Source organism: Deltaproteobacteria bacterium GWC2_65_14 (assembly GCA_001797615.1).
Taxonomy (GTDB): Bacteria; Desulfobacterota; Deferrimicrobia; order Deferrimicrobiales; family Deferrimicrobiaceae; genus GWC2-65-14.
Genome location: MGPV01000031.1, coordinates 8,944 through 21,509, shown reverse-complemented (window position 1 = coordinate 21,509; position 12,566 = coordinate 8,944). Strand labels below are relative to the sequence as shown.

The window sequence follows — 12,566 nt, the reverse complement described above, 5'->3', positions numbered from 1 at the left end:
CGCGAAGTTGCCGATGTCGGCCAGCCCCGAGATCACCCCGTCCAGGATGTTCTTGGCGGGCAGGAGCGTCCCGCCGGGGAAGGTCTGGACCTGGACCTTTCCGCCGGTCCGCTTCGCAACTTCCTTCGCCCAGTGCTCCATCTGGACGCAGGGGAAGGTCGGGGCAGGGGGGAAGTTGGCGTAGGTGAGCGTGATCGTCGCTTCCGCCTGGAGGGGAGGGGTGGGCGAGACGAGCAGGAACCCCAGGAGAACCGCCAGGAAAACCGGGAACAACCGCCTTGACCGCATGGAGAAACCTCCTGTTGGAATGGATCGCGATGCTTCGCCCGGCACGCTCCGGTTCCACACTCCGTGCGTCTGGTGTATACCAGGGGTGTGGAACCGGGGACGCCGTGGTGCGTCGGTACATGCGCACAGGGTGCGGAAATTATGGCGATTCCCGGCGCGGATTGCAAGGCAAAGTCTTCGGAGTCCACCCGATTGACTGGGCTTCGGCCGGCCCCCGGTTTGAGGCAATTCTCCATAAAACCAAAGCGGGATCTTCACCTGCGGTCGGTGGACTCCCCGATCCCGGTCTGGAACATGCAATAGCCGGCGCGCAACCGGATCGTCCCTTTTCCACGTTCAAAAACCGGTTCGGTCGTCGGTCATTCGGTTTCACTTCGCTCAGACGGGAACCAGTGCCTCGTCCGGTTGCAGAACGAGCAGACCGTGAGCATCACGGGGACCTCGACCAGGACCCCGACCACGGTAGCAAGGGCGGCGCCGGAGCCGGGGCCGTAGAGGGCGATCGCGGTGGCCACCGCCAGTTCGAAGAAGTTGCTCGCCCCGATGAGGGCCCCCGGGGCCGCCACGTTGTGGGGGACCTTGAGCCACTTCATCAGGCCATAGGTGAGAGAGGAGTTGAAGTAGACCTGGATCAGGATGGGGACGGCGATCAGGAGGATGTGGAACGACCGGGCGGTGATGTTGTCGGCCTGGAACGCGAAGATGCACACCAAGGTGGCCAGTAGCGCGACGACCGTTACGGGGTGGAGGACCGACAGAAACTTCTCGAACCATTCGCTCCCCTTGGCCCGGATGAGCCAGGTGCGGGAGACCGCCCCGGCTCCCAGCGGAATGACGATGAAGAAGAAGACGGCGTAGAGAAGGACGAGGAAGGGGACGGTGAGCGAAGAAGTTCCGGTGACGAGGAACTTCACGATCGGCGCAAAGAGCACCAGCATGATCAGGTCGTTGACCGAGACCTGGACCAGGGTGTAGGCCGGGTCCCCGTCCGTCAGGTAGCTCCACACGAACACCATCGCCGTGCAGGGGGCGGCGGCCAGGATGATGGTTCCCGCCAGGTACTGGTCCGCGAGCTCCGGCCCGATCCACGGCAGGAAGACGTGCTTGAAGAAGACCCACCCGAAAAACGCCATCGAGAACGGCTTGACGAGCCAGTTGACGACGAGGGTGACGATCAGCCCACGGGGACGTTTCCGAACGCCAAGCACGGAGGAGAAGTCCACCTTCAGCATCATCGGGTAAATCATCAGCCAGATCAGCACCGCGATCGGGATATTGATATGACTGTCCTCGCCGAACTCCATCCCCCTCAGGGCGTCGACCGCGGCGGGGAACATCTTCCCGACGAGGATGCCGACCCCCATGCAGAGGGCGACCCAGAGGGTCAGGTACCGCTCGAAGACGTTGAGCCGCTTTTCCACCGGCGCGGGGGCCTCCCCCGCCGATGCCGCGACGGCTTCGCCCGACCTTCCCCGCTTCGTTCCCTCGTTCATTCCCCGAATTCCTCCCTGCTCCTGCCGCTCCCCGCCGGGGAGCGGCGGATCTACCTGTCGCCCGCTTCCGGGTGGACCTCTCCGCGGGGGCCTACCCGCAGCAGCCTCCGCCCTTGCGGCCCATCATCATTCCCATCATCGAAATCATGTTCGCCATCGGCTCCCCGCACTCCTCCGTCAGCAGGGAAAACATCTCCCGCATCTTCATGGGGTCCCCCATCATGTTCCGGCAGAAGACGGGCAGGGTCTTCCGCATGACGTTCATCTGTTCCTTCTCGGACATCGCCAGGAACTCCTTCTCGAAATCTTCCGCTTTCATGTGCCGCCTCCTGTCGTAAATTTGGTAAGCACGTTCACGCCGGGATCCGAGAATCGCCGAACAGTTCCAGACCCACCCTGTCGAGCGCATCCTTGCCGGAAAGATCGCCGTCGAGCATGGGCACCTGGAACATCGGCAGCCGGAACTCGTCGGCCGCCACGCCCAGGTAATGCCGCTGCATGCGGAAACGTGACGTAACAAAGGGGGTGGTGCAATCCTTTTCCTCCAACACGAAATTCGCGATCACCCCCTGGACGTCGATCCCGGCCTCCCGCAAATCCTCCGAAGCCCGCTTCGCCTCGAAGACGGGCGTGTACTCCGGGTAGAGAACCAGAAGGAAAATGCAGCGATCCCGGTCCTTCAAATGCCGGACCAGCGCGTCGAGCTTCTCCCTCGCCTCGCCCGCCGCCGGATCTCCCTTGCGGATGGAGACCATCATCTCGACCTGGCGGGCATAGTCGTACGGCAGCTCGAGAAGCCGGAGCGTATGTCCGGTGGGGGCCGTGTCGAATACCACGTACGCGAAGTCGTCCCGTTCGACCATTCTCGAAAACTCCTCGAAGACGGCCATCTCCTCCGTGCAGGGGGATTCCAGCTCCTCCTTCACCGCCGCCAGCATCTCCTCCGAATGACCGGAAGATCTTGCCTGGGCAAGGATCCTTTCCTTGTAGGCTTCCACGCTCGCCTTCTGATCGATCCGCGCGACAGACAGGCCGGGATACCCCGCCGCCGGGAGGATCCGATCCGTGACCTCGACCGACAGGACCTGCCCGATATGGGCCGCCGGATCGGTGGTTACCAGAAGCGTCTTCTGTCCTTCGCCGGCCATTCGCACCGCCACGGCGCACGCCGCCACGGTCTTCCCGACCCCTCCCTTGCCGGTGAGGACGACCATCCTCCCGCCGTTGCGGACCGACAGCAGTTCGGACAGATCGGCCGGATCGGAGAACCCCTTGAAATCCGTTCCCCCGACGAACTGCCCTTCCAGGGAAACCAGGCGGCCGTCGAACGCGATCTCGGCGAATTTCCTCAACGAATCGAATCCCTTCACCTCCCCCGCCTGGAGGCGCACTTCACGCCGGAAATACGGAAGGGCTTTTGCCAATGCCAGGATCTGCTCCCGCTGGCGGCTCGCAAGCCTGGCGAACGGTTCGCCGGCATCTTCGGGATAAATGCCGTTCACGACGACCCGGAAGTTCCCGATGCCGAGCGCCGAAAGCTCGTCGTGGGCACGGACCGTCTCGGACACGGATGTGGCCTCGGGGCGGCAGACCAGGACGAATTCCGTCCGCTCCGGGTCGCGCATCGCCGCCACCGCCCGGTCGTACTTCTCCTTGGAGCCCTGGATCGAGGAGACGGGGCCGATGCAGGTCTGCCCCGAGCCTTGCGCGCTCTCCTCGATGTGCCGCGACCAGTCGACGGGAAGCTCCAGGAGGCGGATGGTGTGACCCGTCGGGGCGGTGTCGAAGATCACCGCGTCGAAATCCGTCTCCCCGAGGAAGCCGGTGAACCGGTCGAAGGAAGCGATCTCCACCGTGCAGGCGCTGCGGAACTGCTCCTCGAGAACCTTCATGACGTCGGGGGGCATGACTCCCCGCATGGGACCGATGACCCGCTCCCGGTACTCCTCGGTGGCCGCATCGGGATCGATCTCCATCGCGAAGAGGTTGGGGACGATCTCGGCAATCCTGTGCCCGATCGGCCGCTCGAAGACGTCGGACAGGTTGCTTGCCGGATCCGTGGACACGATGAGCGTCCTCTTCCCGGACTCCGCCATCCGGACGGCGGTCGCCGCCGCCATCGTCGTTTTCCCCACCCCGCCTTTCCCCGAAAAAAACGTATAGAAAGACATGAAACGATTCCCCCTTTTGTCGGACTGGATAGGTATTTCCTGCGTTCCCGTTTACCCGCAGCGACCGCCGCGGCCGGGGGGGCATCACCCCCCCGGGGCGGGCCCGCTCCCTCCCCCGCCCCCGACGGAGAAGCCGAAGAGCTGCTGCTCCACCTTCCGGCTGCCGCAGGCGGGACAGCGGGGCTTCCACTCCTCCTTCTCCCGAATGGACATCCGGACCTCGAAGGAACGATCACAGGACCGGCACAGGTACGCGTAGGTCGGCATCTACCTCCCCTCCCCGGCGACCTGATCATACGTGGGGTATGTCCCCTTGCAGACGACCTTCCCGTCCAAGAGCGCGAGCGGTAGGACCTCCTGCCCCTCCCGGGTCAGCAGATCCACCACCGTCCTGTTCGCCATGAACCGTTGCGGCGCCTGGTTGATCGCCAGCCTCTCCACGGAGATCCCCTCCTTCTTCCACCGGAAAATGTTCTCCTGGAGCGTCGCCAGCGCAGGATCGGGCGCCGGCCCGCAGACCCCGGTGGGGCAGCACAGCGGCGATTCGTAGATCTCCAGCTTCCTCATCTCGATCCTCCTTGTCCCCCCTCGGTCGAAACGGATAGGATGGAGACGATGGACATTATTCCCCCGTCGCGGTATGATGTCAATTCGTTATTTGGCGAAATGGAGGTCACGACATGAGCCTGCGCGCCTACGAGAGCGTCATGAAGGCCGTGGCGGACCCCACCCGGGTCCGGATCCTCAAGATCCTGGAGGGGGGGGAGATGTGCGTCTGCCAGGTCATCGCCGTCATCGCCCTGGGACAATCCACGATCTCGAAGCACCTCTTCCTCCTCAAGTCCGCCGGCCTGGTCAGGGACCGCCGGGACAGGAAGTGGATCCACTACTCCCTGGCCCGGAAGGACGCTTCTCCCTATGCCGCCCTGGCGCTCCGGAACCTCAAGGGGTGGCTCAAGGACGATCCCGTCGTCCTGAAGGACCTGGAAAGGGCGGCATTGGCGCGGGCGATCGGACCGGTGGCGATCTGCGAGCGGAGAATGACCCTGCCGGCCGGGGGGCGGGCTGCCGATTTCGTCCTTTCCCCGCTCAAGAAGGCAAAACCCGGCGCGCGACCGGAGGCCCGGGGATGAGCGCGGGGACCGAGGAGTGGAGAAGCGAGGCGGCGGCACTGCGCGCCCTCCGCCCCCGCCACATCCTGTTCCTCTGCGTCGCGAACTCGGCCCGCAGCCAGATGGCAGAAGGCATCGCACGGTCGCTCGCCCTGCCGGGCGTGACCGTCTCCTCCGCGGGATCCGACCCGGCTTCCGTTCGTCCCCAGGCAATCGCGGTCATGAAGGAGATCGGCATCGACATCTCCGGCCATCGGTCCAAGGGCCTGGACGCCGTCGACGCCGATTCCGTCGACGCGGTGATCACCCTGTGCGCCGAGGAGGTCTGTCCCGCCTTCCTCGGGAAAGCCCAGCGGGTGCATTGGGGACTGCCCGACCCGGCGGCGGTCGCCGGCCCCGAAGAGGCCCGCCTGGCCGCCTTCCGGGATGTACGGGACGAACTCCACCGGCGACTCGATCTCCTCTTCCGCAGGTAGGCCGTTCACGGCAAGACCTCGACGATGCATGCGGCCGCGCGGCGCCCCTCCGACGATCGCCCCGGGTCACGCCGGGGCCAGCATCTTCTCGATCTCCTCCGGGGGAGGGATTTTCCCCGATACCTTGACCACGCCGTCCACGGCAAGTGCGGGGGTCATCATGACGCCGAACGCCATGATCTTCGTGATATCCGTGACCTTCTCCAACCGGTATGGAATCCCGAGGCTCCTTGCCGCCGCCTCTGCGTTCTCCGCGAGTTTCTTGCACTTCGGACACCCTGTTCCGAGAATCTGCAGCGTTTTCATCCTCTTCTCCTCGTTTTAAACCAGAGTCGGTTTCTTTTAGAACCAGGCCCCGTAGATCAATCCCGACACGGTGGCCATCACGACGACCAGGAGCACGTATACGGCGGTCTTTTTCGTCCCGAGGATGCTGCGGATCACCAGCATGCTCGGCAGCGACAGCGCCGGACCCGCCAGAAGGAGCGCCAGCGCCGGCCCCTTCCCCATCCCGCTCCCGATGAGTCCCTGCAGGATGGGGACTTCGGTGAGGGTGGCGAAGTACATGAAGGCCCCGACCACCGATGCGAACAGGTTCGCGCCGACCGAGTTCCCGCCGACCGCGGAGGCGACCCACGCGGTCGGGATCAGGCCCTCGTGTCCCGGCCTGCCCAGCAGGGCGCCGGAGACCAGCACCCCGAAAAGCAGAAGGGGAAGGATCTGCTTCGCGAACTCCCAGGAGGCGGCGAACCATTCCCTTGCCTCTCCCCGGTCCGTCGATGTGACCGCCGAAAGCCCGAGCACGCCCGCGGAAAACGGGAGGACCGGGTGCCCCGGGAACGCGGCGGCCAACGAAACCACGGGGAGGGACGCGGCCAGCACCCGGCCCCAGGCCACCTGGTGCCATCGGACAAGCTGGACCGCCAGCGTCGCGGAAAGGATCCCGGTGATGACCCACTTGGCGGAGTAGACCGCCCCGAAGAATCCGCCGGCCCCCGAGGGCGCCCCCCAGTTCGCGAACACGAGGATCCCCACCAGCACGGCGAAGTAGGATGCAGTCTGCCAGAGCGGCCTTCCGTCCGGTGCGCCGCCGGGAACCGGCGCCGCGCTCGCCGGAACCGCCGTATCGCGCGGTTCCCGGAACATGAGATGCATCGCCATCCCGATGACGACGCTGAAGACCACCGCGCCCACGGCGCGGGCCATCCCCATCTCCATGCCGAGCACCCGGGCGGTCAGGATGATCGCCAGCACATTGATGGCGGGACCGGAATACAGAAATGCGGTCGCGGGGCCCAGCCCCGCCCCCCTGCGATAGATCCCGCCGAAGAGCGGAAGGACCGTGCAGGAACAGACCGCCAGGATCGTGCCGGAGACGGAGGCCACGGGATAGGCGATCCAGGGGCTCGCCCCCTCCCCGAGGTACTTCATCACCGCCTCCTGACGTACGAAGACCGAGATCGCCCCGGCGATGAAGAAGGCGGGGACAAGGCAAAGGACCACGTGCTCGCGGGCGTACCAGCGGGCGAGCGACAGCCCTTCCAGCAGCGCGTTGTCGAAGCGGGCGCTTCCCACCGGCAGGAAGTAGACGACCCCGAAGATCGCCAGGATCGCCGCAAGCGGCTTCCACTCCGATTTCCAGTCCACGGCTTGCCTCCGGTCCGCCCCATCCCGGGGGGACCGAAACAGCATGCCCTACATATTCGTTATTGTCAATTCGTTATTTTACGATATGACAGCGCTTTACCGAGAGATGCAGGTCGCCCCATGTTTCCAGAGGTACCGACGCTCGACCAGCAAGGTATCCGACGCCTTCTCCACCCCGCGAAAGATTTCCTCTGGCTCGGCGACATCATCGTGGATATCCGTTGCCGCGCGGATCGACTCTTTTGATTCAAACCGGTTTGCGCCATCGGCATTTCATTCGACCCGACGGAAAACGGATGCTATCGGTTCGTACGGCAGGTACAATCGAACCATCGCGTGAAAAGGATGTCCGGAACCGTGTACTCTCCCTCGCCCCGGAAACGGGGGAACATCGCGTTCTTCCTGGTCACCGCCATCGCCCTCCTCGCCCCCCTTCCATCCTCAGCCGGGCAGGAGCCGATCCGGATCGGCGTGGCGTCCATGATCACGCCGGTGGACACCGTCAAGTACTACCAAGCGATCATCGAGTATATCGGCGACCGGATCCGGCATCCCGTCCAGATGGTTCATCGGAGGACCTACGAGGAAATGGATGACCTCCTCGAACGGGGCGAGATCAAGATCGCGTTCATCTGTTCCGCCCCCTACGTGAAGAATCGCGAAAAGTTCGGCGTGGAAATCCTGGTGGCCCCGAAGGTGGACGGAAGTCCCACGTATCGGTCCTACATCATCGTGCACAACGACAGCCCCGTCCAGTCGTTCCCCGAACTGAAGGGGAAGAGCTTCGCGTTCACGGACCCCAAATCCAACACCGGCAGGATCTACCCCACCTACCTGCTGAAAACGCTGGGGCTCGGCCCGGAACGGTTTTTCGAACGGGTGCTCTACAGCTACAGCCACAACAAGTCCATAGAAATGGTCGCGAAAAAGATCGTCGACGGGGCAGCGGTGGAAAGCCTCGTATACGAATACATGCGGAAGTCCGGCTCTCCGTACACCCGGCAGACGAAAATCATCAAGCGCTCCCCCCCTTTCGGAATCCCGCCGGTGGTCGTGGTCCGGGATATCGACCCCGCGCTCCGCGGGAAGGTGAAGGAGGCGTTTCTTTCCATGCGGGACTCGGCGAAGGGGAAGGCGATCCTCGAGGCGATGATGATCGACGGGTTCGTCGAGGTCCCGGACGCCAACTACGACGGGATCCGGGAGATGGAGCGCGCGGTCGCGCGCCTTCCGGCGGCCGCCAAAACCGCCCGGGACAGGAACACCGTGCACTTCGGCGTCATCCCGAGAGACAACCCAAGGATCCTGTACGAGAAGTACCAGCCGCTTCTCGATTACCTCTCGACGAAGACGCCGTACGCCTACGAACTCGTGCTGAAGAAGAGCTACGAGGAGACGGTGACAGCCCTCGCGACCGGGGAGACCGACATCGCACTGCTGGGACCGCTGACCTACCTGGAGGCCCACGCGAGATACGGAGCCCTCTGCATCCTGAAAGCCAGAGGCGCGGATGGAACCGCGCGGTACCGGAGCGTGTTCATCCGGAAGAAAGGAAATCCCCGGAAGGGTCTTACCGACCTCAAAGGGGAAACCGTTGCCTTCGCCGCCCCCAAATCGACATCCGGCAACCTGATCCCCCGCTATCTCCTGGCGAACTCCGGGATCCACCTGAACGACCTGAAAGGCTTTGCCAACTACGATTACCACGATTCCGTAGTAAAGGCCGTCCTGAAGGGGCAGTACGACGCGGGAGCGGTTCGGGACTCGGTGGCGAGAAAATATGCAAGACTCGGCATCGAGGCGATCGCCGAGTCCGAGACCATCCCCACGGGACCGCTGGTCGCCGGACCGGGGATTCCCTACCTGGTCATGGAGAACATCCGGAAGGCCCTTCTCGCGCTGACCCCCTCGGACGAACACGGGAAAGCGATCCTGAGCCGCCTGGACGAGGAGCTCCGGAACGGGTTCACCGAGGCGTCGGATGAGGATTATGCGGGCATCCGCGGGAAGTTCAACGCCATTCCGCAGACCTGCGGAAAAGGGTGCCACCCGAAAATCCAATGGTAAGCCGATTCGCCGGATGGTTCTCCCGGAAAGGACTCCAGGTCCAGTTCATCGTCATCACGATGTGCGCGACCATCGCAGTCATGACCGTTCTCGGCTACCTGGCGGTCCACCGGGAAAAAAACCTCTTGTACGAAGAGGTGGAAAAGCAGGGACGTCTCCTTGGGGAAACCCTCGCCATCCCGATCATCAACGACCTGATCTACGAGAAGCTCGGGCTCGTGGAGGAGGGCGGTCTGCTCGACAACTACATCCTGGAGATCTTCTCCCGGCAGGACCTGGACCTGCTCTACATGGCCCTCCTGGACGAGCAGGGGAGGGTGATCTCCCACAACGACATCACCGAGTACGGGAAAACCTACTCGGACCCGCTGACGCGGAAGGCCCTCGACGGGGACCGGACGATCGTGCAGCGTTTCGCGCGGGGGGAACACGACGCGCTGGATGTCGGCGTTCCCCTCTCCATCGGGAAGAAACGATGGGGAACCTTGAAGTTCGGAATCTCCCTCGAGAAGGCCGATCACCGTATCCTCGCCACCGTGGGCAGGATCGTCCTCCTGACGATCCTCCTCATGTCCGCCGGGTTCGCGATCGTCGTGCTCTTGAGCAGAAGGTTCATCGGTCCCATCACCCAGCTGGCGAGCACGATGGAGAAGGCGCACGGGGACACCCTCGACCTGAAGGTTCCCGTGCGGGGGCAGGACGAGCTTGCCGTCCTCGCGGATCGGTTCAACAGCATGATCGACCGGATCCGGCAGGCGAACGAGGAGCTGAAAAAAACCCACGAGAAACTGGTCCAGTCGGAAAAACTCGCCTCCATCGGGGTTCTCGCCGCCGGCGTCGCCCACGAGATCAACAACCCCCTGGGAGGGATCTTCAATTGCCTCCGGATGCTGCAGCAGGACAGCGACGACCCCGCCCGGAGAGAAAAATATCTCGGGCTCGTGAAGGAGGGGATGGACCGGATCGAGTCGACCGTGAGCAAGCTCCTCTGGATGTCCCGGAAGGCCGATCACCGGCCCGTCGATGTCCATCTTCGAGATGCGGTCGAGAAAGCCCACTCCTTCCTCCACTACAAGATCGGGAAACGGAAGATCGCCTTTGCGAACGAAGTCCCCGGCGACCTGCACCTCACCGTGGACATGCACGATCTCCAGCAGCTGCTGCTCAACCTGTACATCAACGCGATCGACGCCATGGGGCCGGACGGCGTTCTGACGGTGGAGGGTTCCAGGAACGACTCCACCGTCGTCCTCGAGGTCGCCGACACGGGGTGCGGGATCGTTCCGGAGAACGTCCACCGGGTCTTCGATCCGTTCTTCACGACCAAGCTTCCCGGGGAAGGGACCGGGCTCGGCCTCTGGTTGACCTATGAAATCGTCCGGACCTACGATGGGGAGATAACGGTCGAGAGCGAACCGGGAAGGGGAAGCAGATTCACCATGCGGTTTCCCTCGAGGCAGGTGCGATGAAGGGGACGATCCTCCTGATCGAGGACGAAAAGATCATGCGCGTGACCCTCGAAGATGCGCTCAAGGGCGCCGGGTACGAGGTCCTGTCGTGCGAGACCGGCGCCGACGGCCTCCGGGCCCTCCGGGACACCCCGTGCGATGTCGCCGTGACCGACGTGCGCCTGCCCGACATGGACGGATTCGACATCGTCCGGGAGATCTCGAACCGGGGAACCCTGAAGGTCATCGTGATGACCGCCTACGGCACCATCAAGGACGCCGTGGAGGCGATGAAGCTCGGGGCCTTCGATTACATCACCAAGCCGTTCGCCCTCGACGAATTCCTCCTGCTTCTCGAACGGGCGATGGAGATGAAGAAGCTGCAGGAGGACAACATCCGGCTCCGGAAAGATCTCGACGCCTGCCAGCGGGGGCCCGGCATCATCGGCGGGAGCGAGGCGATGAAACGGGTGTTCTCCCTCGTCGCGAAGGTCTCCGCGTCGCCCGCCACCGTCCTCATCCTCGGGGAAAGCGGGACCGGGAAGGAGCTCGTCGCCACGGCCATCCATTACCAGAGCGACCGGAAAGGGATGCCGCTGATCAAGATGAACTGCTCGACCCTGCCGGACGGCCTCATCGAGAGCGAGCTGTTCGGCCATGAAAAGGGAGCGTTCACGGGGGCGTTCAAACGGAAGCCCGGCCGGTTCGAGCTCGCGGACGGCGGCACGCTGTTTCTCGACGAAATCGGGGACCTGCCCCATCCGACCCAATCCAAGATCCTCCGGGTCCTCCAGGAGAGGCAGTTCGAGCGGATCGGAGGAACCCGGACCCTGTCCGTCGACGTACGCATCATCGCCGCCACGAACCGGAATCTGGAGGAGGAAGTCGCGGCGGGACGCTTCCGGGAAGATTTGTATTACCGGTTCCATGTGATCCCGATCGTCATTCCCCCGTTGAGAGAGCGAAAGGAAGATATCCCCAATCTCATCGAGTTCTTCCTGGACCGGTACGGGAAAAAACTCGCCCGGAAAGTCCGTCTGTCGCCGGAGGCGGTGGAATCGCTTCTCCGGTACGATTACCCCGGAAACGTCCGGGAGCTCGAAAACATGATCGAGCGATGCGTCACCCTGGCCTCGACGGAAGTGATCGGGCCGGAGGATCTGCCGGCCAAGGTCACGGGGGGACGAGAGATGGACGGAACCCTCCTGCTTTCGCGGGTCGCCGCCGACGCGGAGAAGAACCATATCCTGACCGTGCTGAAGACCACCGGAGGGGTGAAGAGCAAGGCCGCCGAACTCCTCGGGATCAGCAGGAAAACCCTCTGGGAGAAGATGAACGCCTACGGAGTCAAATAGGCGGTTCCGAGGAAAAGCAGGCCACCGCATTCCATGTGTTACGTAAACGTAGCAACCATCGTTTGCAGTAAAAAAAGACTCATTCTTTTATTACATTCATATAGTTAGAATCTCTTTTCCCTCCGTGGACGTTTCTTCCCCGTAACGTTTCTCTTTCAATATTTCTATTAATTTCAATAGGTTATGAGTGGCAAGAAACTTGAATAAACATCAAGGGATTTGTGTCCACAGCTTTTGACACCATAAAAAAATTCAGATCAGGAGGGAACGATGAAGCGCGCGGGAACATTTCTGGCGGTACTGGCGGCGGCGACACTGTTGCATGGTTCAGCCTCCGCCCAGGGGTTTCTCCTTGGCGAGGAGGGCAAGGGAGTCACCGTCAAGGCGGCGGAAAACACGGATCTGAACATCCGGATCCGCTTGCAGCCCCGGTTCGACGCGGGGGACCTGATCAAGAGCGACGAGCCGACCCCCGCCTCGTATGATTCGGAAACCGATTTCTACCTGAG

12 protein-coding genes and 2 pseudogenes (2 of these 14 only partly in view) are annotated in these 12,566 nt (G+C 63.1%); 6 read left to right on the top strand and 8 right to left on the bottom strand.

Annotation, left to right across the window (positions count from 1 at the left end; genetic code table 11):
• From A2X88_03865 to A2X88_03840, 6 genes and pseudogenes are all read right to left on the bottom strand, one after another.
• Positions 1-288, bottom strand: a pseudogene (locus A2X88_03865) (C4-dicarboxylate ABC transporter substrate-binding protein) (it extends 715 nt beyond the left edge of the window).
• Positions 289-647: 359 nt separating this feature from the next.
• A complete protein-coding gene (locus A2X88_03860) occupies positions 648-1,709 on the bottom strand; it encodes an arsenical-resistance protein (protein ID OGP34398.1) in 1,062 nt (353 codons plus the stop codon).
• Between the two features lie 163 nt (positions 1,710-1,872).
• Entirely contained in the window at positions 1,873-2,100 is a 228-nt protein-coding gene (locus A2X88_03855) for a hypothetical protein (GenBank protein OGP34395.1), read from the bottom strand.
• 34 nt (positions 2,101-2,134) lie between these two features.
• Positions 2,135-3,952, bottom strand: a complete 1,818-nt coding sequence (locus A2X88_03850) for a hypothetical protein (protein OGP34394.1) — start codon at positions 3,950-3,952, stop codon at positions 2,135-2,137.
• Between the two features lie 84 nt (positions 3,953-4,036).
• Complete coding sequence (locus tag A2X88_03845) at positions 4,037-4,219, bottom strand: hypothetical protein (protein OGP34393.1); 183 nt, start codon at positions 4,217-4,219, stop codon at positions 4,037-4,039.
• Positions 4,220-4,519: a hypothetical protein gene (locus A2X88_03840; protein ID OGP34392.1), complete on the bottom strand. Its 300-nt coding sequence runs from the start codon at positions 4,517-4,519 to the stop codon at positions 4,220-4,222. It lies immediately after the preceding gene.
• Positions 4,520-4,632: 113 nt separating this feature from the next.
• Here A2X88_03840 and A2X88_03835 point away from each other — a divergent pair, with 113 nt between their 5' ends.
• Both A2X88_03835 and A2X88_03830 read left to right on the top strand, forming a co-directional pair.
• The gene (locus A2X88_03835; GenBank protein OGP34391.1) at positions 4,633-5,085 is read left to right on the top strand and encodes a hypothetical protein; all 453 of its coding nucleotides are present in this window, start codon (positions 4,633-4,635) and stop codon (positions 5,083-5,085) included.
• Positions 5,082-5,540: an arsenate reductase gene (locus A2X88_03830; protein ID OGP34390.1), complete on the top strand. Its 459-nt coding sequence runs from the start codon at positions 5,082-5,084 to the stop codon at positions 5,538-5,540. Before A2X88_03835 ends, A2X88_03830 begins: the two co-directional genes overlap by 4 nt.
• Before the next feature lie 66 nt (positions 5,541-5,606).
• On the opposite strand, the gene A2X88_03825 is transcribed toward A2X88_03830, so the two are convergent.
• Both A2X88_03825 and A2X88_03820 read right to left on the bottom strand, forming a co-directional pair.
• Positions 5,607-5,846, bottom strand: coding sequence for a redox-active disulfide protein 2 (locus A2X88_03825; GenBank protein ID OGP34389.1), 240 nt, complete (start codon positions 5,844-5,846; stop codon positions 5,607-5,609).
• Positions 5,847-5,882: 36 nt separating this feature from the next.
• Entirely contained in the window at positions 5,883-7,187 is a 1,305-nt protein-coding gene (locus A2X88_03820; GenBank protein OGP34388.1) for a permease, read from the bottom strand.
• A 357-nt stretch (positions 7,188-7,544) separates the two neighbouring features.
• On the opposite strand from A2X88_03820, the gene A2X88_03815 reads away from it, so the two are divergent.
• The 4 genes and pseudogenes from A2X88_03815 to A2X88_03800 all read left to right on the top strand — a co-directional run.
• Entirely contained in the window at positions 7,545-9,254 is a 1,710-nt protein-coding gene (locus tag A2X88_03815; GenBank protein ID OGP34387.1) for a hypothetical protein, read from the top strand.
• Positions 9,248-10,723 carry a hypothetical protein gene (locus A2X88_03810; GenBank protein ID OGP34386.1) on the top strand — a complete coding sequence of 492 codons (1,476 nt, stop codon included), beginning with the start codon at positions 9,248-9,250 and terminating at the stop codon, positions 10,721-10,723. The genes A2X88_03815 and A2X88_03810 overlap by 7 nt, the downstream gene beginning before the upstream one ends.
• Positions 10,720-12,057, top strand: coding sequence for a hypothetical protein (locus A2X88_03805; protein OGP34385.1), 1,338 nt, complete (start codon positions 10,720-10,722; stop codon positions 12,055-12,057). The genes A2X88_03810 and A2X88_03805 overlap by 4 nt, the downstream gene beginning before the upstream one ends.
• A gap of 270 nt (positions 12,058-12,327) precedes the next feature.
• Positions 12,328-12,566 (top strand): annotated as a pseudogene (locus A2X88_03800) (hypothetical protein) (it continues 937 nt past the right edge of the window).

Excerpts from the sequence above, each read along its gene's own strand:
- A2X88_03850 (OGP34394.1), bottom strand. The coding sequence starts at position 3,952 with ATGTCTTTCTATACGTTTTTTTCGGGGAAAGGCGGGGTGGGGAAAACG.
- A2X88_03855 (OGP34395.1), bottom strand. The coding sequence starts at position 2,100 with ATGAAAGCGGAAGATTTCGAGAAGGAGTTCCTGGCGATGTCCGAGAAG.
- A2X88_03830 (OGP34390.1), top strand. The coding sequence starts at position 5,082 with ATGAGCGCGGGGACCGAGGAGTGGAGAAGCGAGGCGGCGGCACTGCGC.
- A2X88_03845 (OGP34393.1), bottom strand. The coding sequence starts at position 4,219 with ATGCCGACCTACGCGTACCTGTGCCGGTCCTGTGATCGTTCCTTCGAG.
- A2X88_03840 (OGP34392.1), bottom strand. The coding sequence starts at position 4,519 with ATGAGGAAGCTGGAGATCTACGAATCGCCGCTGTGCTGCCCCACCGGG.
- A2X88_03825 (OGP34389.1), bottom strand. The coding sequence starts at position 5,846 with ATGAAAACGCTGCAGATTCTCGGAACAGGGTGTCCGAAGTGCAAGAAA.
- A2X88_03805 (OGP34385.1), top strand. The coding sequence starts at position 10,720 with ATGAAGGGGACGATCCTCCTGATCGAGGACGAAAAGATCATGCGCGTG.
- A2X88_03835 (OGP34391.1), top strand. The coding sequence starts at position 4,633 with ATGAGCCTGCGCGCCTACGAGAGCGTCATGAAGGCCGTGGCGGACCCC.
- A2X88_03810 (OGP34386.1), top strand. The coding sequence starts at position 9,248 with ATGGTAAGCCGATTCGCCGGATGGTTCTCCCGGAAAGGACTCCAGGTC.